Origin of the sequence: Pseudomonas sp. GM79, assembly GCF_000282495.1 — a bacterium.
GTDB lineage: Bacteria > Pseudomonadota > Gammaproteobacteria > Pseudomonadales > Pseudomonadaceae > Aquipseudomonas.
On record NZ_AKJE01000032.1, the window covers coordinates 103,038 to 124,278 of the forward strand.

At 58.7% G+C, this 21,241-nt stretch carries 20 protein-coding genes; 12 read left to right on the forward strand and 8 right to left on the reverse strand.

Features of this window, described 5'->3' with window-relative positions:
- The first annotated feature begins 254 nt into the window (after positions 1–254).
- Positions 255–668, forward strand: a complete 414-nt coding sequence (gene mscL / locus PMI36_RS20485) for a large-conductance mechanosensitive channel protein MscL (protein WP_007895273.1) — start codon at positions 255–257, stop codon at positions 666–668.
- A 42-nt stretch (positions 669–710) separates the two neighbouring features.
- Here the strand turns inward: mscL and PMI36_RS20480 are convergent, their stop codons facing one another.
- Entirely contained in the window at positions 711–1,487 is a 777-nt protein-coding gene (locus tag PMI36_RS20480) for a ferredoxin--NADP reductase (protein WP_008069986.1), read from the reverse strand.
- 291 nt (positions 1,488–1,778) lie between these two features.
- Between PMI36_RS20480 and PMI36_RS20475 the strand changes: the two genes are divergently transcribed.
- Complete coding sequence (locus tag PMI36_RS20475) at positions 1,779–2,486, forward strand: autoinducer binding domain-containing protein (RefSeq protein WP_008069989.1); 708 nt, start codon at positions 1,779–1,781, stop codon at positions 2,484–2,486.
- A gap of 190 nt (positions 2,487–2,676) precedes the next feature.
- Positions 2,677–3,801 (forward strand): methyltransferase, encoded by a 1,125-nt coding sequence (locus PMI36_RS20470; RefSeq protein ID WP_008069997.1) that lies wholly within the window; start codon positions 2,677–2,679, stop codon positions 3,799–3,801.
- Between the two features lie 71 nt (positions 3,802–3,872).
- Here the strand turns inward: PMI36_RS20470 and PMI36_RS30400 are convergent, their stop codons facing one another.
- From PMI36_RS30400 to PMI36_RS20460, 3 genes are read right to left on the reverse strand one after another with little or no spacing between them, the layout of a single operon-like run.
- On the reverse strand, positions 3,873–4,040 hold the full coding sequence (locus PMI36_RS30400; protein ID WP_162830918.1) for a DUF2474 domain-containing protein: 168 nt from the start codon (positions 4,038–4,040) through the stop codon (positions 3,873–3,875).
- Between the two features lie 57 nt (positions 4,041–4,097).
- Entirely contained in the window at positions 4,098–5,105 is a 1,008-nt protein-coding gene (cydB, locus tag PMI36_RS20465; protein WP_007895284.1) for a cytochrome d ubiquinol oxidase subunit II, read from the reverse strand.
- A 3-nt stretch (positions 5,106–5,108) separates the two neighbouring features.
- Positions 5,109–6,551, reverse strand: a complete 1,443-nt coding sequence (locus PMI36_RS20460; protein ID WP_007895285.1) for a cytochrome ubiquinol oxidase subunit I — start codon at positions 6,549–6,551, stop codon at positions 5,109–5,111.
- Between the two features lie 506 nt (positions 6,552–7,057).
- On the opposite strand from PMI36_RS20460, the gene PMI36_RS20455 reads away from it, so the two are divergent.
- Positions 7,058–8,296, forward strand: coding sequence for an MFS transporter (locus PMI36_RS20455; protein ID WP_008070004.1), 1,239 nt, complete (start codon positions 7,058–7,060; stop codon positions 8,294–8,296).
- A gap of 78 nt (positions 8,297–8,374) precedes the next feature.
- Positions 8,375–8,662: a HigA family addiction module antitoxin gene (locus PMI36_RS20450; protein WP_008070006.1), complete on the forward strand. Its 288-nt coding sequence runs from the start codon at positions 8,375–8,377 to the stop codon at positions 8,660–8,662.
- A gap of 6 nt (positions 8,663–8,668) precedes the next feature.
- Here the strand turns inward: PMI36_RS20450 and PMI36_RS20445 are convergent, their stop codons facing one another.
- Together PMI36_RS20445 and PMI36_RS20440 are read right to left on the reverse strand one after the other, a co-directional pair.
- Positions 8,669–9,220, reverse strand: a complete 552-nt coding sequence (locus PMI36_RS20445) for a DJ-1 family glyoxalase III (RefSeq protein WP_008070008.1) — start codon at positions 9,218–9,220, stop codon at positions 8,669–8,671.
- Between the two features lie 67 nt (positions 9,221–9,287).
- On the reverse strand, positions 9,288–9,743 hold the full coding sequence (locus PMI36_RS20440; protein WP_008070010.1) for a DUF4879 domain-containing protein: 456 nt from the start codon (positions 9,741–9,743) through the stop codon (positions 9,288–9,290).
- 226 nt (positions 9,744–9,969) lie between these two features.
- Between PMI36_RS20440 and PMI36_RS20435 the strand changes: the two genes are divergently transcribed.
- The 5 genes from PMI36_RS20435 to PMI36_RS20415 all read left to right on the forward strand — a co-directional run bounded on the left by PMI36_RS20435 (position 9,970) and on the right by PMI36_RS20415 (position 14,911).
- Positions 9,970–11,265 (forward strand): NCS2 family permease, encoded by a 1,296-nt coding sequence (locus tag PMI36_RS20435; RefSeq protein ID WP_007895297.1) that lies wholly within the window; start codon positions 9,970–9,972, stop codon positions 11,263–11,265.
- Positions 11,262–12,341, forward strand: coding sequence for a tRNA (uridine(54)-C5)-methyltransferase TrmA (trmA, locus tag PMI36_RS20430; RefSeq protein WP_008070012.1), 1,080 nt, complete (start codon positions 11,262–11,264; stop codon positions 12,339–12,341). Before PMI36_RS20435 ends, trmA begins: the two co-directional genes overlap by 4 nt.
- Before the next feature lie 181 nt (positions 12,342–12,522).
- A complete protein-coding gene (locus tag PMI36_RS20425) occupies positions 12,523–13,434 on the forward strand; it encodes a LysR family transcriptional regulator (protein WP_008070013.1) in 912 nt (303 codons plus the stop codon).
- Positions 13,435–13,610: 176 nt separating this feature from the next.
- Positions 13,611–14,051, forward strand: coding sequence for a type II 3-dehydroquinate dehydratase (aroQ, locus tag PMI36_RS20420; protein ID WP_008070016.1), 441 nt, complete (start codon positions 13,611–13,613; stop codon positions 14,049–14,051).
- A 5-nt stretch (positions 14,052–14,056) separates the two neighbouring features.
- Positions 14,057–14,911 (forward strand): shikimate dehydrogenase, encoded by an 855-nt coding sequence (locus PMI36_RS20415; protein ID WP_008070017.1) that lies wholly within the window; start codon positions 14,057–14,059, stop codon positions 14,909–14,911.
- Positions 14,912–15,014: 103 nt separating this feature from the next.
- Here PMI36_RS20415 and PMI36_RS20410 read toward each other — a convergent pair whose 3' ends face one another.
- Positions 15,015–15,692: a TetR family transcriptional regulator gene (locus PMI36_RS20410; protein ID WP_007895309.1), complete on the reverse strand. Its 678-nt coding sequence runs from the start codon at positions 15,690–15,692 to the stop codon at positions 15,015–15,017.
- A gap of 103 nt (positions 15,693–15,795) precedes the next feature.
- The gene (gene quiC / locus PMI36_RS20405) at positions 15,796–17,697 is read right to left on the reverse strand and encodes a 3-dehydroshikimate dehydratase QuiC (RefSeq protein WP_008070019.1); all 1,902 of its coding nucleotides are present in this window, start codon (positions 17,695–17,697) and stop codon (positions 15,796–15,798) included.
- Positions 17,698–18,185: 488 nt separating this feature from the next.
- Here quiC and PMI36_RS20400 point away from each other — a divergent pair, with 488 nt between their 5' ends.
- Together PMI36_RS20400 and PMI36_RS20395 are read left to right on the forward strand one after the other, a co-directional pair.
- Positions 18,186–19,523 (forward strand): MFS transporter, encoded by a 1,338-nt coding sequence (locus tag PMI36_RS20400; RefSeq protein WP_008070021.1) that lies wholly within the window; start codon positions 18,186–18,188, stop codon positions 19,521–19,523.
- Between the two features lie 94 nt (positions 19,524–19,617).
- Entirely contained in the window at positions 19,618–21,240 is a 1,623-nt protein-coding gene (locus PMI36_RS20395; RefSeq protein WP_008070023.1) for a methyl-accepting chemotaxis protein, read from the forward strand.
- Position 21,241 lies beyond the last annotated feature (1 nt).

The window sequence follows — 21,241 nt, forward strand, 5'->3', positions numbered from 1 at the left end:
CAGGTGCGCCCCACAGAGGCTAGTGACCCAAAGGCCAAAACATAAATAGAAATCCCGCACCGAACCGATAGCGAAAAGGTTCTGGAATACCCGGTCTAGAGCGGTTAGTCGCGCGCGAATGGTGGCACTTTGTAAACTAATTGCCGGAAGATGTGTCGATAAGAGCGAGCATTGTGAGGCGGCGTTTCGAGCAGGAGCCGTTTTGCTGATTTACACTGCGCTCACCAACCTCATCTGTAACAAGGAAATAACCTATGGGCGTGATAAGTGAGTTCAAGGCCTTCGCGGTCAAAGGTAATGTGGTCGACATGGCCGTGGGTATCATCATCGGCGCCGCCTTCGGCAAAATCGTTTCGTCGTTTGTCGGCGACGTGGTGATGCCACCCATAGGTTTGCTGATCGGTGGGGTCGACTTCAGTGACCTGGCCATTACGCTCAAGGCTGCCAACGGTGATGTCCCGGCGGTGATGCTGGCCTACGGTAAGTTCATCCAGAGCTTGATCGATTTTATCATCGTCGCCTTCGCAATCTTCATGGGCGTCAAGGCCATCAACCGTCTGAAACGCGAAGAGGCCGTGGCGCCAACCCTGCCGCCGGTTCCGACCAAGGAAGAAGAGCTGCTGGAAGAGATTCGCGATCTGCTCAAGGCTCAGAACAATCAGCCCTGATGACTGATTGCCCAAGAAACGGCGCCTTTGGGCGCCGTTTGTTTACCAGTAGTTTTCCACTGCCACCTGGCCGGGTCGTCGACTGAGGCTCAGGTGCATGTCCCGTTGTTTGAGCAACTTGCGCGTGTCATCGATCATCTGCGGATTACCGCAGAGCATCACCCGCGAATGCTCGGCTGTCAGCGCTACACCGGCCGCTCGCTCTAGCTCGCCACTTTCCATGAGTGTCGTGATCCGTCCATTCAGGGCCCCAGGATGCTGCTCGCGGGTGACGGTGGCAATGAACTGCAGCTTGTGCGCGTACTCAGCCAGATAATCGCGCTGGGCCAGCCCTGCAATCAGCTCCTGATACGCCAGCTCCCGTGCTTCGCGCACGCTGTAGACCAGGAGGATTCGTTCGAATTTCTCCCACACCTCGAAGTCCTGCAGGATCGACAGAAACGGCGCCAACCCGGTGCCTGTGGATAACAACCAGAGGTCACGGCCATCGACGAAGCGATCCAGCGTCAGATAACCAAAGGCCTGCCGGTCGACGAGCAGCGTATCGCCGACTTCCAGCCGGCTCAGTTCACTGGTGAACTCCCCTCCCGGCACAACAATGGAGAAGAACTCCAGGAACTCGTCATAGGGGGATGAGACCATGGAATAAGCCCGCCACACTGTACTGCCGTCGGCCTTGGTCACGCCCAGCCGGGCGAATTGCCCTGCGCGAAAACGAAAGCCCGAATCCCGGGTGGTTCGCAGGGTAAACAGGTTTGGAGTCAACGGTTGGACGTCGAGCAGTGTCTGACGTGTGAATTTCTCTGCACTGGCAGTCATGGGTCGCTCCATTCAACAGATAACGCCAGTGTCCCGCAAAGCAGAGGGCATAAACACCGGTGATTTGTAATGGCTTTTGCCTTACCTCACCAAACAGTAGAAACACAAATATGATATGCAGTTGACGACTGTTGCTTCGTTAGCAGGCTAAGAACTGGTTTATACAGTTGCAATTTTTTTTTAAGAACAAAAAAATCCACCACATATGTAAGAATTCTCCTACAATCGTGGCGTGCCGGATATCGGATCCAATCAGCACCACCGACAGTAAGTCCGCAATGGAGTTACCCAATGAAAGTGTGGAAGGAATCACAGTTAACGCAGCTTTCTTACGCTCAGAAAATAGAGACCGCGTACGAGATTTCTCTCAATCTCGTTAAAAATCTTGGCTTTAATTTCTGTGCGTTTTCAATAACATCCCAAGTAAGGGGGATACGCCGCCATACGATCAATCTGAATAATTATCCCACCGAATGGAACACAAAATATGAACAAGAGCACTTCAGTGAAGTCGACCCGATACTAGCCCATTGCAATCATTCCGAATTACCGATTCTTTGGCAGGAAGAAATCTTCTGCAAGACACCAACACTGCGGCAAGCACAAAAACAGCAAGGGTTGCGCTATGGCTGGTCCCAATCCGTTCATGATGAGAACGGGCTTTGCAGCATGCTGAGCCTGGCCAGAAGCCATTGTCCGATTACGACGCATGATCTGTATAAAAATCTGGGCTACGCGATGTTCATTAGCCGTCACTTGCATGGGCTTGTGGCGAAAGAACTGCCTGTGCCCTCAAAACCAGGCACAGTGCATTTATCATCCCGGGAAATCGAGGTGTTGAAATACTCAGCCGATGGCAAGACGGCAGACGAGGTCGCGATCATCCTCAACCTGAGCCCAAGCACGGTACAGTTCCATATACGCGGCGCCATCCGAAAATTCGGTGTAAACAACAAAATTGCGGCAGTGATCAGAGCCGCGAGAGTGGGCGTCATCTGAATCTGTTTGAATCCGGTAATCCCCGCGAGTAATCCAAGCGAAAAAAACGTACCATTTGCGGTCCATCCTGAGTGATGCCGTGTGAAATTCCACGACGCAGTCCACTCAGATGGTTCGCCCGCTGCAAGCCCCCGAGCGGCGGGCCATTCGATGATTATCCTCCGTTGACTACCCTGAGCCCTCTTGCCTCATGCCTCTGCTCGAAACCCCCTTCGCTCAACTCGATCTGATCCGCCAGCCCGAACAGCAGAACGAACCGTTGCAAGCGTTTGATGCCGCAGACGAATACCTGCTCAATCATTTGGCCGAGCAACAACCGGCAGCCGATACCCGCGTGCTGGTGCTCAACGACAGCTTCGGTGCTCTGGCCGCCAGCCTGGTGGGCAAGGTTCGGGTGACCAGCAGCGGCGATTCGTTTCTGGCATTTCAGGGGCTGGAAAAAAACCTGATACGCAATGGCCAGACGTTTGATGCAGTGCCGAAGGTGCCTGCCAGCGAAATATTCGTCGGGCCGTTCGACCGGGTATTGATCCGGGTACCGAAAACCCTGGCCCTGCTGGAAGAGCAACTGATCAGGCTACAAGGGCAATTGGCTCCCGGCGCTCAAGTGATTGCGGCCGCGATGGTGAAGCATTTACCACGCGCTGCGGGAGATCTGCTGGAGCGTTATATCGGCCCGGTGCAAGCCTCGCTTGCCGTGAAGAAGGCTCGGCTGCTGATCGCCACAGCCGAAGCCAAAGCCCCTGCTGTATCCCCCTACCCGACCCGCTATCGACTCGACGCCCCTGCGATCGAACTGCTCAATCACGCCAATGTGTTCTGCCGCGAAGGGCTGGATATTGGCACGCGGGCCTTTTTGCCGCACTTGCCGAAGAACCTCGGCGCAGCACGGGTTGCCGATCTGGGGTGTGGCAACGGCGTGCTGGCGATTACCAGTGCCCTGCAAAACCCTGAGGCGCACTACACGCTGGTGGACGAATCGTTCATGGCGGTGCAATCGGCCGCTGAAAACTGGCGCGCGGCGCTGGGCGATCGCGACGTGATCGTGCGGGCCGGCGATGGTTTGGCTGAGCAGGAACCTCAATCCCTGGATGTAGTGCTGTGCAATCCGCCGTTTCACCAACAGCAAGTGGTCGGCGATTTCCTGGCCTGGCGGATGTTCCAGCAGGCGCGTGAATCGTTGGTGGTGGGCGGTGCGCTGTACATCGTCGGCAATCGTCACCTGGGTTATCACAGCAAGCTGGCGCGGTTGTTCCGCGGCGTCGAACAAGTCGCGGCCACCCCCAAGTTCGTGATTCTCAAAGCACGTAAATAATCACGGACAAAAAAAACCCTCCATCGCAGGAGGGTTATAAATCCGTGCCGCAAGGCAACGGGATGGGAAGTTCAGTGGGTACTCAGGCCCGCGGCATTCATGAACATCCGCATTAGCGTGGCCACAATGAACAGTGCCACGACGCTGCCGGCCCAGATCATCGCCAGCCAGCCGAGTCGCTGCCAAAGCGGCTTTTTCTCGGCGGCTTCGATTTCCTGCAAATCAGGTTTGCCAGCCATCATCGTTTTCTCCTCTGCAACGGCGCAGGTATCAATTCTGCGCCGTAGTCGTATGGGCTAGTGGTAACCATCTTCGTGGGTGACCTTGCCGCGGAACACGTAGTAGCTCCAGAAGGTGTAGCCCAGGATGAACGGGATGATGAACAGCGTGCCCACCAGCATGAAGCCCTGGCTTTGCGGCGGTGCGGCGGCGTCCCAGATCGAGATCGACGGCGGCACGATGTTCGGCCACAGGCTGATACCCAGACCGCTGTAGCCGAGGAAGATCAGCACCAGGGTCAGCAGGAATGGCGTGTAATGCGCATTGCGGGCCACCGCGCGAATCAGACCGTACAGGGTCACCAGCACCAGAATTGGCACCGGCAGGAACCAGAACAGGTTCGGCAGGGTAAACCAGCGTGCGGCGATCTCGGCATGGGCCAATGGCGTCCAGATGCTGACAATGCCAATCACCGCCAGCAACACGAAGGCCAACGGGCGCGCCAGGTCATGCATCTGTTCCTGCAACTTGCCTTCGGTTTTCATGATCAGCCAGGTGCAACCGAGCAGCGCGTAAGCCACCACCAGCGCCGCACCGCAGAACATCGTGAACGGTGTCAGCCAGTCGAGTGAACCGCCGGCGAACTGACGGTTGACCACCGGCAGCCCATCGATGAACGCACCCAATGCCACGCCCTGGAAGAAGGTTGCGGCGATCGAGCCACCGATGAATGCTTTGTCCCAGAGGTGACGCTTGTCGTCCTTGGCTTTGAAGCGGAACTCGAAGGCCACACCGCGGAAAATCAACCCGATCAGCATGAAAATCAGCGGCAGGTACAGCGCCGAGAGCACCACCGAATAGGCCAGCGGGAAAGCGCCGAACAATGCCGCGCCCCCCAGCACCAGCCAGGTTTCGTTGCCGTCCCAGACTGGCGCGACGGTGTTCATCATGACGTCACGATCACTCTTGCCCTTGATGAACGGGAAGAGAATGCCGATTCCAAGATCAAAGCCGTCCATGACCACGTACATCATGATGCCGAAGATGATGATCACGGCCCAGATCAGCGGAAGATCAATACCCATGATTCAAATCTCCTTGGTCAGGCTGGGGCTGTTATCAGCTTCGGTGCCATCGTCATCGGCTGCAGACAGCGGACGGGCCGGTGTGCGCTTCTGGCCAGGACCACCTTCGTTGGTTTCCTTGCCTTCGTCGATCTTCGGCCCTTTGCGCACCAGGCGCATCATGTAGCCAAGACCGGCACCGAACAGCGCGAAATACACCACAACGAACATGATCAAGGTGATGCTCATTTGCACGAAGCTGTGCCCGGAGGACGCATCCGCCGTGCGCATCAGCCCATAAACCACCCATGGCTGACGGCCGATTTCAGTGGTGAACCAGCCGGCGAGGATCGCGATCAGGCCAGACGGCCCCATCCACAGCGCCAGGTACAAGAACGGCCGCGAGGTATACAGCTTGTCGCGTTTGCGCAGCCACAGGCTCCACAAACCGGTGAAGATCATCAGCATGCCCAGACCAACCATGATCCGGAACGACCAGAACACGATGGTTGAATTCGGCCGGTCTTCAGGCGGGAACTCCTTGAGCGCCGGCACCTGTTTGTCCAGGGAGTGGGTCAGGATCAGGCTGCCGAGGTACGGAATTTCTACCGCGAATTTGGTCTTCTCGGCTTTCATGTCCGGCCAGCCGAACAGAATCAGCGGCGTCGGTTCGTCGCCGTGATTTTCCCAGTGGCCTTCGATCGCAGCGATTTTCGCCGGCTGATGCTTGAGGGTATTGAGGCCATGGAAGTCACCGATAACCGCCTGAATCGGCGCCACGATCAGTGCCATCCACATCGCCATCGAAAGCATGGTGCGGATGGCCGGGTTGTCCTTGCCACGTAGCAAGTGCCAGGCCGCCGACGAACCGACGAAGAAGGCGGTCGCAACGAATGCCGCCGTGGCCATGTGCATCAGGCGGTAGGGGAACGACGGGTTGAAGATAATCGCCAGCCAGTCCACTGGAATGACCTGGCCGTTGACGATCTCGTAGCCTTGCGGGGTCTGCATCCAGCTGTTGGAGGCCAAAATCCAGAAGGTAGAAATAAGGGTGCCGATGGCCACCATGACGGTAGCGAAGAAGTGCAGCTTGCGCCCGACCTTGTTCCAGCCGAACAGCATGACGCCGAGGAAACCGGCTTCGAGGAAGAAGGCGGTGAGCACTTCATAGGTCAGCAACGGCCCGGTCACTGAACCGGCGAAGTCCGAAAAACGGCTCCAGTTAGTGCCGAACTGATAGGCCATGACCAAGCCGGAAACCACGCCCATGCCGAAGTTGACGGCAAAGATCTTCGACCAGAAATGGTACAGATCGCGGTAAGTGTCGTTGTGCGTTTTCAGCCACAGGCCTTCGAGCACCGCCAGGTAACTCGCCAGGCCAATGGTGATGGCCGGGAACAGGATGTGAAACGAAATGGTGAATGCGAACTGAATCCGGGCGAGATCAAGTGCCTCCAAACCGAACATAAGTCTTCCTCTGTCAGGTAATACCGGCTGAAGGCTTGCGGCCTACACCCACTGCCCCCACGGATATGGAGTGTGGCGAATTCGAATTCGTTCTTTTTGTACCATCATCACAAACGTAGGGAGTCTGGCCATCTGGCCGCCGGATCAATTCCACGAAGGGTCTTGATCTGGATCAAGCAACGTTGAAAGAGTAGTCGCATTTTTGCCGATGGACGGTGTGGTCTATTGCCGCGTGACAGGTTGCCTCATGGGGGTTGGTCATGCGTTGCAATTCATTTTTAGATGGGTGAACTAACTGTGGCGAGGGGGCTTGCCCCCGTTCGGCTGCGCAGCAGTCGTAAAGGTCCGGGGTCGATTCGCGGCCCAACGGGGGCAAGCCCCCTCGCCACAGGGATTTCGTATTCTGTGTAGATCGGTGTCTAGCTAACTAAATTTCTCAGCCCTGCAACTTCTGGTTACAGGTTGGTGATAATCTCGCCCTTCCCCCCGCCCAGACCTGCCTTCAGATGCCCAGCCAAGCGCCCCTGCTGTTACGTCATCACCGCCCGTTTATCGCGTTCTGGCTGGCTCGGGTGTTCACCGCCAGCGGTTTTCAGATGTTGACCGTGGCCATTGGCTGGAATCTGTATCAACTGACGGGCAATGTGCTCGATCTGGGCCTGGTGGGGCTGGTGGAATTTGCCCCTCGAGTGTTGTTCATGCTGCACACAGGGCATGTCGCGGACCGCTATGACCGGCGCAAGGTCGCGGCGATCTGTCAGTCACTGCAAGCGCTGATCGCCCTGTCACTGGCCATCGGCAGCGCGACCGACCATGTCACCCGAGAGATGATCTTCATCCTCGCGTTCCTGCTCGGCGCCGCCCGCTCCTTTGAAATGCCGACGACTCAGGCGTTGCTGCCGAGCATCGTGCCCAGCGCGTTATTCCCCCGCGCCGTTGCCGCTGCGCAGTCTGCGCAACAATCGGCCACCATCGTCGCCCCGGCCCTCGGCGGTTTGCTCTACGCCTTCGGCAGCGTCTGGGTGTATGGCCCGACAGTGATCCTTTACCTCATCGCCTGTGCGTTGATGCTCAACCTTCCGGCCCGACAGACACCGCTGAACAAGGGCAAGGCGACCCTGGATTCGCTACTGGCGGGCATCCGCTTCATTCGCAGTCGCCCGGATATTCTCGGGGCGATTTCCCTGGACCTGTTTGCTGTCCTGCTGGGTGGCGCGACCGCGTTGCTGCCGGTGTTCGCCAAAGATATTCTGCTGACTGGCCCGTGGGGTCTGGGCCTGCTGCGTTCAGCCCCTGCAGTCGGTGCGCTGTTGATGTCGCTGTTTCTGGCGCGATTTGCCGTAGAGCGAAACGTCGGGCGGGTGATGTTCACGGCCGTGGGTGTATTCGGCGTGGCGACCATCGCTTTCGGCCTGTCGACTTCCTTCTGGTTCTCTCTCGCCGTGCTGGTGGTATTGGGCGCAGCGGACATGATCAGCATGGTGATCCGCGCCTCATTCGTGCAACTGGAAACCCCGGACGAGATGCGCGGCCGGGTCAGCGCGGTGAATGGCTTGTTCATCGGCGCTTCGAATCAGCTCGGCGAGTTCGAATCAGGCCTGACGGCCCACTGGTTCGGCACCGTGCCGGCAGTGGTCATGGGCGGCATCGGCACGCTGATGGTGACCGGGGTCTGGGTCAAACTGTTCCCGACCCTGGCCAACCGCGACCGCATGCATGTGCCGGTGGAAGAGGTCAGGGCCTGATGTAGCTCAGGATACGGAAGTTGGTTCGGATATCGAACTGGTCGACTATCTGGATTACCACTGACAGGAGGCAGGACCATGCCCATGCACAACCCGCCACACCCTGGCGAAACACTCTTGATGGATGTATTGCCCGAGCTTGGTGTCAGCGTCACCGAACTGGCCAGGCACCTTGGATTCGCCCGCCCGCATCTTTCGCGAGTGCTGCACGGCCATGCGCCCATCAGTCCGGACCTGGCGGTACGTCTGGAGCGGGCTGGAATCGGTAAGGCCCGGATGTGGTTAGGGGTTCAGACCGACTATGATCTCTGGCAAGCGGAGCAGCGTGAGCACCCCTTCATCGAACCGATTGCTATCCACGCCTGACATTCACTAAACAACCAACTCTCCCGCCACCGTCGACCGCGTGGCTTTGCCGCAGAGTTGCTCCACCAGTGTCAGCGCAAACTCCAACGCGGCGCCCGAGCCCTGAGCAGTGATGCAGTTGCCATCGACCACCACCGGTTGATCGATGAAGTTGCAACCCGACAGTTGATTGCTGACCGTGGGCAGGCAAGTCATGCGCCGCTGGCGCAAAACGCCAAAGGTTTGCAGCGCCAGTGCCGGAGATTCGGCAATACCGGCGAACAGGCGCCCGGCGGCGGCCTGGTCCTTGATCAATTGTTGCAAGGGTTGGTGGGCCGCCAAATGCTGCGCCCCTACGGCACCGCCAGGCAGCACGATCAGGTCGAAGGGTTGGGCCAGTAAATCCACCAACATCGCATCAGCGGTCAAGCGGGTGCCGCGAGCGCAGGTGAGCATACGCCGTGCCTCGATGCTGGCCACCACCACTTCAACCTTGGCGCGGCGCAGCACATCGATCAGGGTCACGGTTTGCAGATCGTCGATGCCCTCGGCGAGGGTAATCAGGGCTCTAAAGGTCATGGGCGCGGTCCACAGGATGATCTTTAAAGCGTAGTCAGCTTTCCTGACCCTTGTTCGAGGCCAGCCGTTACTTGATGTAAAGCTGCGTCGACAGCGTGTTGCCGGGGGCGTTGATCGAGGTGTTGCTGAACGTGAAGGTGCCGTCCTGCTTGCCCGCCAGGTTGAAGATGTACAGATAGCCGACGGTTTTTTTCCCGGCGGAGCACTCGGTCAGGTTGCCGGTATCAAAAGCACAGACAGGGGTGCGGGTGCCGTTCACCTCGAAACCGTCCAGTGCGACATGGGCTGCACGGCCGTAGCCGACCTCCAGCACATACACCTTGATGTTTGGCCCTTTGTGGTCGCAACGGGTTTGCGCCTGGCCGTCCGCGATGTTTTCAAAGCCACAGCCTGGTGATTCGACCTTGAGCACCTTCACCTGGCTCAACGGTTGAGCCATGGCCGCAGAGGCTGTTTGCGCGCCGATGAAACAGCTGAGCAGCAATCCAAATGCCGCAATCACACGCTTATTAATGCAATACATATCTACCCCCTCCCTCCCCCAAAAAAACAGCGCGCAGTATGGCGCAGTTCCCTTTTATGCAAAACATCGACGACGATCGCAGCCATAAGCAGCCATAGCCCCACGCTGCTGGTATGATGCGCGGCTTTTTCCGACCCACAGAAAATACCCAGGCGCCTGCAGCGGCCTGTGCTTTGCTGTTGAGGTCGATACATTCACGGCGCCGGGCGCGCCACGGGGAGCAGACATGCTGGAAAGGCTGTTTCAACTCAAGGCACACAACACCAACGTGCGGACCGAGATTCTGGCGGGCGTTACGACTTTTTTGGCCATGGCCTACATTCTGTTCGTCAACCCGAGCATCCTCGGCGAGACCGGCATGGACAAAGGTGCGGTGTTTGTCGCCACCTGTCTGGCAGCGGCCATCGGCTCGGCAACAATGGGCCTGATCGCCAACTACCCGATCGCCCTCGCGCCGGGCATGGGCCTGAATGCCTTCTTCACCTACACCGTGGTCCTGCACATGGGCCACACCTGGCAAGTGGCGTTGGGCGCGGTGTTCATCTCGGCGGTGATGTTTTTCCTGCTGTCGATCTTCCGCATCCGTGAATGGATCATCAACAGCATCCCGCTGGCGCTACGCTCGGCGATTGCCGCCGGTATCGGCCTGTTCCTGGCCCTGATCGCCCTGCACAACGCCGGCATCGTGGTCAGCAACCCGGCGACCATGGTCGGCCTCGGCGATCTGAAGCAACCGGCGCCGATTCTCGCGACCCTTGGTTTTGCCCTGATCGTTGCCCTCGAAGCCCTGAAAGTACGCGGTGCTGTGCTGATCGGCATTCTGTCGGTGACCATTGTCTCCATCCTGTTGGGCTTCACCCCGTTCGGTGGCGTGATGTCGATGCCGCCGTCGCTGGCACCGACTTTCCTGCAACTGGACATCAAAGGCGCACTGGACATCGGTCTGGTCAGCGTGATCTTCGCCTTCCTGTTCGTCGACCTCTTCGACAACTCCGGCACGCTGATCGGCGTCGCCAAGCGCGCCGGCCTGATGGGCAAGGACGGCCACATGCCGAAAATGGGCCGCGCCCTGATCGCCGACAGCACCGCGGCCATGGCCGGTTCCTTGCTGGGTACGTCGACCACCACCAGTTACATCGAATCCGCAGCCGGCGTGAGTGCCGGTGGACGCACCGGCCTGACCGCCATCGTGGTCGCTATTCTGTTCCTGCTGGCGCTGTTCTTCTCGCCATTGGCGGCCAGCGTTCCAGCCTTCGCCACCGCACCTGCGTTGCTGTTCGTCGCCGTACTGATGACATCCGGCCTGGCGGAAATAGACTGGGACGACATCACCGTCGCCGCACCGGTCGTGGTCACCGCCCTGGCCATGCCATTCACTTATTCCATCGCCAACGGCATCGCCTTCGGTTTCATCTCCTGGACGGCCATCAAGTTGTTGTCCGGTCGCGGCCGTGAATTGAATTCGGCGCTAGTGATTCTGTCGATTCTGTTCGTGATCAAATTGGGTTGGTTCAACGCATGACTTTTGACTCCCAGGCTTACGCCGTTCAGCTCGAAGAAAAGGTCACGCGCCTGCGTGACCTGCTGGCCCCGTTCGATGCACCCGAACCTGCAGTGTTCGATTCGCCGCTGAAAAACTTTCGCCTGCGTGCCGAATTCCGCCTGTGGCGTGAAGCCGGCGAGCGCCACTACGCAATGTTTTCCCAGGAAGACAAACGCACGCCGATCCTGATCGAAGAATTCCCGATCGCCAGCCTTCGCATCAACCAGTTGATGCCGCAACTCAAGGCGGCGTGGCAAGCGAGTGCGGCCCTGAGCCACAAGCTGTTTCAGGTGGAGTTCCTCACCACCCTGGCTGGCGATGCGATGATCACCCTGTGCTATCACCGCCCGCTGGACGAACACTGGCACGCGGCCGCGTCGAAACTGGCCGCCGACCTGAATGTCAGCATCATCGGTCGCTCGAAAGGCAAACGCGAAGTGATCGGTCACGATTACGTGGTCGAGAAACTCGAAGTAGGCGGCCGCACCTTCAGCTATCGCCAGCCGGAAGGCGCGTTCACCCAACCCAACGGCACGGTGAACCAGAAGATGCTCAACTGGGCGTATGACGCCCTCGGCGATCGCTCCGACGATTTGCTGGAGCTGTATTGCGGTAACGGCAACTTCACCCTGCCACTTGCGACCCGCGTGCGCAAAGTGCTGGCCACCGAAATCAGCAAGACCTCGGTCAATGCAGCGCTCAGCAACCTGAGCGAAAACGCAGTGGATAACGTCACGCTGGTGCGTTTGTCTGCCGAAGAACTGACCGAAGCACTGAACGAAGTTCGTCCGTTCCGCCGCTTGCACGGCATCGACCTCAAGAGCTACGAATTCGGTAGCGTGTTCGTCGACCCGCCCCGCGCCGGCATGGACCCGGACACTTGCGAACTGACCCGACGCTTCGACAACATCCTCTACATTTCCTGCAACCCGGAAACCCTTGCGGCAAACATCGCCCAACTGCACGACACGCACCGCATTACCCAATGCGCGATGTTCGACCAGTTTCCGTGGACCCATCACATGGAATCCGGGGTGTTGTTGACCCGTCGTTGATCGCAGCTTCCCTATACAAATCAGCCGTCCACTGGACGGCTTTTTTGTGGGCGATCAAAGCGCCGCATCGCCTGGCTGGTGCTGAACTCGGCACTGGCAGGTGAAACACCCTGTATTTATGTGCCCTCATTTGATAAACACAGCCTTCAAACACTTCATTTGATTCCCGGTGTAATCAATCATGCAGCGACATTTCGACGATCTTCAATTAGGCAGCATCGAACTGTTTTGCCTGGCCGCCGAAGCCGGCAGCTTTACCGCCGCAGCCCAGGTGGCAGGCGTGACCCCGGCCGCCGTCAGCCGCTCGGTGTCGCGCATGGAAGAACGTTTGGATGTGCGGCTGTTTGCGCGTACCACCCGCAGCGTCAAGCTGACCGACAGTGGCCGGCGTTATTTCGAGGAGTGTCGTGAGGCTCTCGCACAACTGGTCGAGGCCCAGCGCGAGGTGATGGGGCAGCAGCAAGAACCTTCTGGCACGTTGCGCATCAGCATTCCCACTACCTATGCCCATCATCGAATCCTGCCCTTGCTGCCTGCGTTTCGGGCGCGCTTTCCCGCCGTGAAAGTCGAGGCACACATCAGCAATCGCAACATCGATTTCGTCGGCGAAGGCTATGACATGGCAATCCGTGTGCGGGCCATTCCCGACTCCGGGCTGATTGCACGGCCGTTGGAGGACGCCGCGCTGGTGATGATTGCCAACCCTGATTACCTGAAGCGCGCCGGCACCCCGCAGACCCTGGATGACTTGGCTCAGCACGAATGCATCCAGTACGAACTGCCCAGCAGTGGGCGGCGGATTGCCTGGCTGTTCAACGACAACGATGTGTCGCTGGAGATTCTTGCCGAGGGCAACTACTGCTGCTCCGATGACGTATTGGGCGGCGTGACGCTGGCAAAAAGCGGTGCCGGAATCTTTCAAACCTATCGCTTCATCGTCGAAAAGGAACTGGCGGACGGTTCGCTGGTGGAAGTGCTCAAGCCCTATGGCGGACGCTCCCGCCCTTTCACTCTGCTGTATCCGCAAAGCCGCCATGTGCCGTTGCGGCTAAGAGCGTTTATCGATTTTCTGGTTGAGCATCTGCCTCGCTGAAAAGATCGCACCTGTGAGCTGCCGAAGGCTGCGATCTTTTTGCGCATGTCCGATCACCGCACAAATAATCCAGATCCGACGTCCTCTTCAATTGACCTTATTAACCAGTTAGTACAATTTCTCCTCACAGGCTGAAACCCTCGGCCAATGCCAAAAATAATATGTGGAGAGACCCGATGTCCCCTATCGTTCTGGTGCTCAACGGCCCGAACCTGAACCTGCTGGGCACCCGTGAACCGGCGACTTACGGCCATGAAACCCTGGCGGACATTTCAGCGCTGTGCGGTCGCGCTGCCGAAGAGTTCGGCCTGACGGTGGAGTTTCGCCAGACCAACCATGAAGGCGAACTGCTCGACTGGATTCACGCCGCCCGTGGCCGCTGCGCCGGGATCGTCATCAACCCGGCCGCCTGGACTCACACCTCGGTCGCCATTCGTGACGCCCTGGTCGCCAGCGAACTGCCGGTGATCGAAGTGCATCTGTCCAACGTCCATGCCCGTGAACCCTTCCGGCATCACTCCTTTGTTTCGTCCATCGCCACTGCGGTCATGTGCGGTTTCGGCAGTCATGGCTATCGTTTGGCGCTGGAGCATTTCAGCCATCGTTTGGAAGGTTAAGCGTCATGACACAGAACACCGTGGTATTGGCCGGGCTGATCGGTGCCGGCATTCAGGCTTCCCGCACTCCCGCGCTGCATGAGCATGAAGGCGATGCGCAGGGCTTGCGTTACCTGTATCGGTTGATCGATCTGGATCAATTGAAGCTCGACAGCAGTGCCCTGCCCGACCTGCTGATGGCCGCCGAACGGATGAATTTCACCGGGCTGAACATCACCTTCCCGTGCAAGCAGACGATCATCCCGTTGCTGGACGAATTGTCGCCGGAAGCCCGCGGTATTGGCGCGGTGAACACGGTGGTCCTAAAGGACGGTAAACGCATCGGCCACAACACCGATTGCCTGGGTTTTGCCGAAGGCTTTCGCCGTGGCTTGCAAGGCGTTGCTCTCGAGCGTGTCGTACAAATGGGCGCTGGTGGCGCAGGCGCGGCAGTGGCCCACGCGCTATTGAGCGAAGGCGTACAGCTGCTGAGCATTTTCGATGTGGATCAAAGTCGCGCTCAGTCGCTGGCGAACAACCTCAATCAGCATTTCGGTTTCGGTCGCGCCGTGGCCGGGCATGATTTGCCAGGCACGTTGGGCCAGGCAGACGGGCTGGTGAATACCACGCCAATGGGCATGAAAAAGCTGCCGGGCATGCCAGTGCCGGTAGAGCTGCTTCGGGCGCAGTTGTGGGTTGCGGAGATCGTCTACTTCCCACTGGAAACCGAACTGCTGCGCAACGCTCGCGCGCTGGGTTGCCGAACTCTGGATGGCGGCAACATGGCGGTGTTTCAGGCGGTGAAGGCGTTTGAACTGTTCAGCGGCGTGGTGCCGGATGCTCAGCGGATGCTGGCGCATTTTCAGAGCATGAATGGTTGAAGATCAAAAGATCGCAGCCTTCGGCAGCTCCTACAGGGTAATCGGCGTTTAACCGATCCTGTAGGAGCTGCCGCAGGCTGCGATCTTTTAAGGGACCTACAAATCAGGCCTGCAGATATCGCAAAACCGACTCGCAAATCATCTCCCGATGACGCTGCTTGATGCTTTCGTCCGGCAAGTCGATCTGAAAGATCTCACCGAAGGTATGGCGGTTCGACACCCGATAGAAGCAAAACGAGCTGATCAGCAGATGCACATCCAATGGATCGAGGTCGGTGCGGAATACACCTTCTTCGCAGCCGCGACGCAAAATCTCGCCCAGTGAATCGAGGATGGTGTTGTTCATCGCCTTGATCGCATCGGAACGCTTCACGTACTCGGCGTTGTGAATGTTCTCGATGCAGACGATACGCACGAAATCGACGTTGCGATCATGGTGATCGAAGGTGAATTCCACCAACCGTCGAATCGCTTCCACCGGCGCCAGTTCGGCCAGGTGCAGACGGTTCTCGGTGCTGCGGATATCCCCGTAGAGTTTCTCCAGCACCTCGACGTAGAGCTGTTCCTTACTGCCGAAGTAGTAATAGATCATGCGTTTGGAGGTGTGGATGCGTTCGGCAATTGCATCGACGCGCGCACCGGAAAGTCCCTGCTGAACGAACTCGACAATAGCCTCTTGAAGAATGTTCTCGCGGGTCTTTTCCGGGTTGTTCTTGCGACTCTTGCGAGGCTCGGCAATTGGCTTTTCGGGCGCTACGGAGAGTTCTGTAATTATTGTCATTGCGGGCTCACGGCCATCACTGCACAAGCTGGCGATTATGGGCTGCCGCGCACAGTGAAGGAAGCCGCGAGGCAGCAGTTATGTACCCGTGTTTACGATTTTCCTACAACTTTGCCTGACGTACGCCACCACTTCGCGATTTGGCCATAGCCGCCAGTCGCACCGCGACGTTGGCCGCGCCGTAACCCGCGTAGCCGTTTTTGCGCTGGATGATTTCAAAGAAGAAGCGCCCTTCGAACGGCTCGGTGTACACATGAAACAGCTCGCCGCCCTGAGCATCGCGGTCGTAAAGCACGTTGAAATAGGCCAGTTCGCTGAGGAACTCATCGTTGAAATCGAACCGCGCGGCGAGGTCATCGTAGTAGTTGAGCGGGATATCCAGCAGCGGCACGCCCGCCTCCTTGGCGCGGCTGACTTCGGCAAAGATGTCGTCGCAATCGAAAGCTATGTGATGCACGCCGGAACCGCGATAACTCGACAGCGCGTGTGAGATGGCGGTGTTGCGGTTCTCGGAAATGTTCAGTGGCAGGCGGATCGAACTGCAACGGCTGCGCAATGCGCGGCTCTTCACCAAACCATACGGGTCGGGCAGCACCACTTCATCGTCGGCTTCGAAATCCAGCAGGCTTTTATAGAACAGCACCCAACTGTCGAGGCTGTCGGCGGGCAGCGCCATCGCCATGTGGTCGATACGCTTGAGGCCACCGCTGGCCACGGCTGTCGGTTGCAGATTGAAGTCAGTGCCATAGACGTCGGCGCTCTGATCCACCAGGTAAATCAGACTGCCATCCGGCGCACGCACCGCTGCCAGTTCAAGCTCATTGGGGCCAACGAGTCCGCGATAGGGCTGGCCTTTGTAAGCCACGGCACGGGCCAGCGCACTGGCGCTGTCCTTGACCCGCACGGCGGTGGCGCACAGCGATGGGCCGTGGGACTCGAAAAAACTGTGAGCGAAAGAATAAGGCTCGGAGTTGAGGATCAGGTTGATATCGCCCTGACGCAACAGGCTGACACTCTTGGAACGGTGCTGCCCGGCCTTGACGAAACCCAGCCGCTCCAGCCAATGGGACAGCTTGGCGCCGAGGCTTTCGTCCACTGCGAATTCAAGAAACTCGATGCCGTTGTATTCGCTGGCGCCTGGGGTGTCGAACAGAATGTCGCGATTGGCCGCTGGCGTGGCTTCCTGTTCCAGACGTTGGCGGGTTTTCTCTTCCAGATACAGCAGCGAACGCAAACCGTCGGCGGCGTTAGCCCGTGGCGGTGCGGCACGGAAGCCGTCGTTGAAGATCTCCAGCGACAGCGGGCCGGTGTAGCCACTTTTGATGATCGGCGCGAGAAAGCCCGGCAGATCGAATTCGCCCTGGCCCGGGAAGCAACGGAAATGTCGGCTCCACTCCAGCACGTCCATGGCCAGGATCGGCGCGTCGGCCATTTGCACGAAGAAGATTTTGTCACCGGGAATCTCGGCGATGGCGCTCGGATCGCCCTTGAGCGACAACGTATGAAAACTGTCCAGCAATACGCCGAGGCTCGGATGATCGGCCTGGCGCACGATGTTCCACACCTGCTGATACGTGTTCACGTGCCGACCCCACGCCAGCGCTTCGTAGCCGATCCGCAAACCACGAGCGCCGGCCCGTTCGGCGAGCAGGCGCAAGTCATCGACCAGGATCTGCTCATCACCGATGGAGTCGGCCGAGGCGTTGCTGCACACCAGCACCAGGTCGGTGCCCAGTTCCTGCATCAAATCGAACTTGCGCTCGGCCCGTTCCAGATTGCGCGGCAGGCGATCGCGGCGGCAACCTTCGAAATCCCGGAAGGGTTGAAACAGTGTGATGGCGATTCCGAGATCGGCGCACATCTGCCTGATTTCCCGAGGGCTGCCGTCGTAGTAGAGAAGGTCGTTTTCGAAAATTTCCACCCCGTCAAAACCGGCGGCGGCGATGGCTTCGAGTTTTTCCGGCAGGGTACCGCTCAAGGAAACGGTGGCAATGGAACGCTGCATGTGTCGACTCCCGGTGGTGGGGACATTCTTGTTGGGTAAATTATTGTCTTGACGAATCCACACAGCAATTCAAAGTGTACTACCCAGTTAGTTTTGCGGGCGATTATCGAACACAATGGCGGTTGGCGAATTGACGATTTTTCGTCCACTGCGCAACATCGACTACACATTGAGTCCGGTCACGACCCATGGACTCGGTTACCAAAGACCCTGAACACCACATAAAAATTTCAAAAAACGGGTACACGCTCATGCGCTCATTCAACGCCTTGTTTGCTTGCTCCACCGCCCTCGCACCTCGCCTGGCACCCATCCGAAGCTTGCGCCCCCTCGGCCGAACCGTGCCGCTCGCTGAATAACGCGTTGTCGTCAGCCCGACGAAAACACCTCAGCCGATCAATCTCACCCGCGCCCGTCGCCATCGATTGATCACGCGCCCTTGAAGTCCCGACAAGCCTCGCTTGTCAGTCATTGAACGGATGGCATACATGTTTCCTTCTCAAAGCTCTCGCGTGGCTTCGGCCCAAAGCGTCGCCACTGGCGGCATCGGCGACAAAATCCGCGGCGCCATGGCCGTCGGCAAAACCCGTTGGGGAATGCTGGCGCTGGTATTTTTCGCCACCACCCTGAACTACATCGACCGCGCCGCCCTGGGCGTGATGCAACCGATCCTGGCCAAGGAAATGAGCTGGACGGCGATGGACTACGCCAACATCAACTTCTGGTTTCAGGTCGGCTACGCCATCGGCTTCGTGCTGCAGGGCCGGTTGATCGACCGGGTCGGCGTGAAACGCGTGTTCTTCTGCGCGGTGCTGCTCTGGAGCCTGGCCACCGGCGCTCACGGGCTGGCCACTTCGGCGGTGGGCTTCATGGTCTGCCGGTTCATTCTCGGTTTGACTGAGGCGGCGAATTACCCGGCCTGCGTGAAAACCACCCGGTTGTGGTTCCCTGCCGGCGAGCGCGCCGTGGCCACCGGCATCTTCAACGCCGGGACCAACGTCGGTGCGATGTTCACGCCGATGCTGCTGCCGCTGATCCTCCACGCCTGGGGCTGGCAAGCCGCGTTTCTGTGCATGGCGGCACTGGGCGGCATCTGGTTGCTGTTCTGGGGTCTGAAGTACTTCAACCCGGAAGATCATCCGAGCGTCAAGCAATCGGAACTGGACTACATCCAGAAGGAAGTCGAGCCGGAACAGTCCCGCGTACCGTTTTCGCGAATCCTGCGCATGCGTGGCACCTGGGCCTTCGCCCTCGCCTACTCGATCACCGCGCCGGTGTTCTGGTTCTACCTGTACTGGCTGCCGCCGTTCCTCAATCAGCAATACAACCTGGGGATCAACGTGACCCAGATGGGTATTCCGCTGATCATCATCTACCTCACGGCTGACTTCGGCAGCGTCGGCGGCGGGATCCTGTCTTCGTTCCTGATCGGTCGCGGGATCAACCCGATCAAGGCGCGATTGATGTCCATGTTCCTGTTCGCCTGCTGCATCATCGGCGTGGTCATGGCCGCCGGCTCAAGCAACCTGTGGCTCGCGGTGTTCGCCATCTCCCTGGCCATCGGTGCGCACCAGGCCTGGACCGCGAACATCTGGAGCCTGGTGATGGACTACACGCCCAAGCACATGATGAGTACGGTGTTCGGCTTCGGCGGGATGTGCGCGGCAATCGGCGGGATGTTCATGACCCAATTGGTCGGCCACATTCTGACGGTCACCAACAACAACTACACCGTACTGTTCACCATAATTCCGGCGATGTACTTCATCGCGCTGACCTGGATGTACTTCATGGCACCGCGCAAGATTCCGACCTTAAAAGATTGATACACCTCAAACGCAGGCCTGATCCCGGGCCTGCGTTTTTTTATGCGCGCGGTTTATCCATTTCCCTTTTTTCTCAAAGCCACAGAGGCACACCATGTCGTCAGGTAACTTGAGCATCGCCAAGCGTGCCGTGATCAGCTTCGGCGTCATCGCCCTGCTGGTCCTGTTGCAGGGACTGTTCGCCCTCAAACAGGTCGCGCAGGTTCGAGCCACCGGCCAGCACACTGAAAACATCTCCCTGCCCAGCATTCGCCACCTGGGTGAAATCCGCGACTACATCCTGAGCATTCGCGTGCTCAGCTTGCGCATGGCGCTCAACCGCGATCCAAAAGTGCTCGACGCCACCGTCACACGCCTGCATCAAGTGCAGGGGTGGCTTACAGAGACGCTGGAAAAATTCACCCCACTGGTCGGTGATTACAACCGGGGGCCGTACGAAAAGTTCGTCGCCACCGTCACCAGCTACCGCCAGGCGCTGGCGCTATACGAAGCGCTGTCGCGGGAGAACCGCAGCGAAGAAATGACCGCGTTGCTCAATGGCAAAATCCAGGACTACTCGACCCAGACCGGTGACCAGTTCGCCGAATTGATGGCGCTTTGCGCCAACGAAGTCAGCCTCTCGGCCAACCAGGCCGACTCGCTCTACAACCAGGTGAAAATCACCGTGATCGGTGCGCTGATCGCGGTCGCGCTCCTGACCCTGTGCCTGGCCTGGCTGTTGATTCGCAGCATCGTCATGCCGATCCGCCAGGCGGTCGAAGTGGCCGAGCAAGTGGCCGCCGGTGATCTGAGTCAACCGATCCGCAGCCACGGCGCCGATGAAACCGCACGCTTGCTCAAGGCCCTGTCAGCCATGCAGACCAGCCTGCGCGAAACCCTGCAACTGATCAGCGGCACGTCGACGCAACTGGCGGCCGCCGCCCTGCAGATGAATCAGAGCACTCAGCAGGATTCCAGTCGGCTGCAACAGCAACACAATGAAATCGAGCAGGCCGCCACGGCCGTCAACGAAATGACCGTCGCGGTGGAAGAAGTGGCGCGCAACGCGGTGTCGACTTCCGATAGCACCAGACAGTCCACGCAGCAAGCCAGCCAGGGCCAGGCGCGGGTGATTGAAACCCTGGACTCGATTCAGGCGATGAGCAGCAATGCGGGTATCGCACTGCAACAGGTCCAGACCCTGGCCGAGCAGTCCCGGGAAATCGGCAAGGTGCTGGATGTGATCCGCGCCATCGCCGAACAGACCAACCTGCTCGCGCTCAATGCCGCCATCGAGGCCGCACGGGCCGGGGAAGCCGGGCGTGGTTTCGCGGTAGTGGCCGATGAGGTTCGGGCGTTGGCGCATCGCACTCAGCAATCAACCCGGGAGATCGAACAGATGATTGGCCGGGTTCAGGGCGAGACCGACGGTGTGGTGATGTCGATGCACGACAACAGTCAGCGTGTCGCCGAAACTTTGTCGATTGCTGAACAGGCTGGGCTGGCGCTGGCAGAAATAACCCGGGCGATGGAGCAGATCCATGAGCGTAATCTGGTGATTGCCAGTGCCTCGGAGGAACAGGCGCAAGTGGCCCGCGAAGTGGATCGCAACCTGCTGAACATTCGCGATCTATCGCTGGAAAGCGCCGACGCCTCGACCCGGACCAGCGCCACCAGCCAGGAGTTGTCGCGACTGGCGGCCGGCCTGCAAAACCTGGTGGTGCGTTTCAGGTTTTGAC

Excerpts from the sequence above, each read along its gene's own strand:
- mscL (WP_007895273.1), top strand. The coding sequence starts at position 255 with ATGGGCGTGATAAGTGAGTTCAAGGCCTTCGCGGTCAAAGGTAATGTG.
- PMI36_RS20480 (WP_008069986.1), bottom strand. The coding sequence starts at position 1,487 with ATGACTGCCAGTGCAGAGAAATTCACACGTCAGACACTGCTCGACGTC.
- PMI36_RS20475 (WP_008069989.1), top strand. The coding sequence starts at position 1,779 with ATGAAAGTGTGGAAGGAATCACAGTTAACGCAGCTTTCTTACGCTCAG.
- PMI36_RS20470 (WP_008069997.1), top strand. The coding sequence starts at position 2,677 with ATGCCTCTGCTCGAAACCCCCTTCGCTCAACTCGATCTGATCCGCCAG.
- PMI36_RS30400 (WP_162830918.1), bottom strand. The coding sequence starts at position 4,040 with ATGGCTGGCAAACCTGATTTGCAGGAAATCGAAGCCGCCGAGAAAAAG.
- cydB (WP_007895284.1), bottom strand. The coding sequence starts at position 5,105 with ATGGGTATTGATCTTCCGCTGATCTGGGCCGTGATCATCATCTTCGGC.
- PMI36_RS20460 (WP_007895285.1), bottom strand. The coding sequence starts at position 6,551 with ATGTTCGGTTTGGAGGCACTTGATCTCGCCCGGATTCAGTTCGCATTC.
- PMI36_RS20455 (WP_008070004.1), top strand. The coding sequence starts at position 7,058 with ATGCCCAGCCAAGCGCCCCTGCTGTTACGTCATCACCGCCCGTTTATC.
- PMI36_RS20450 (WP_008070006.1), top strand. The coding sequence starts at position 8,375 with ATGCCCATGCACAACCCGCCACACCCTGGCGAAACACTCTTGATGGAT.
- PMI36_RS20445 (WP_008070008.1), bottom strand. The coding sequence starts at position 9,220 with ATGACCTTTAGAGCCCTGATTACCCTCGCCGAGGGCATCGACGATCTG.
- PMI36_RS20440 (WP_008070010.1), bottom strand. The coding sequence starts at position 9,743 with ATGTATTGCATTAATAAGCGTGTGATTGCGGCATTTGGATTGCTGCTC.
- PMI36_RS20435 (WP_007895297.1), top strand. The coding sequence starts at position 9,970 with ATGCTGGAAAGGCTGTTTCAACTCAAGGCACACAACACCAACGTGCGG.
- trmA (WP_008070012.1), top strand. The coding sequence starts at position 11,262 with ATGACTTTTGACTCCCAGGCTTACGCCGTTCAGCTCGAAGAAAAGGTC.
- PMI36_RS20425 (WP_008070013.1), top strand. The coding sequence starts at position 12,523 with ATGCAGCGACATTTCGACGATCTTCAATTAGGCAGCATCGAACTGTTT.
- aroQ (WP_008070016.1), top strand. The coding sequence starts at position 13,611 with ATGTCCCCTATCGTTCTGGTGCTCAACGGCCCGAACCTGAACCTGCTG.
- PMI36_RS20415 (WP_008070017.1), top strand. The coding sequence starts at position 14,057 with ATGACACAGAACACCGTGGTATTGGCCGGGCTGATCGGTGCCGGCATT.
- PMI36_RS20410 (WP_007895309.1), bottom strand. The coding sequence starts at position 15,692 with ATGACAATAATTACAGAACTCTCCGTAGCGCCCGAAAAGCCAATTGCC.
- quiC (WP_008070019.1), bottom strand. The coding sequence starts at position 17,697 with ATGCAGCGTTCCATTGCCACCGTTTCCTTGAGCGGTACCCTGCCGGAA.
- PMI36_RS20400 (WP_008070021.1), top strand. The coding sequence starts at position 18,186 with ATGTTTCCTTCTCAAAGCTCTCGCGTGGCTTCGGCCCAAAGCGTCGCC.
- PMI36_RS20395 (WP_008070023.1), top strand. The coding sequence starts at position 19,618 with ATGTCGTCAGGTAACTTGAGCATCGCCAAGCGTGCCGTGATCAGCTTC.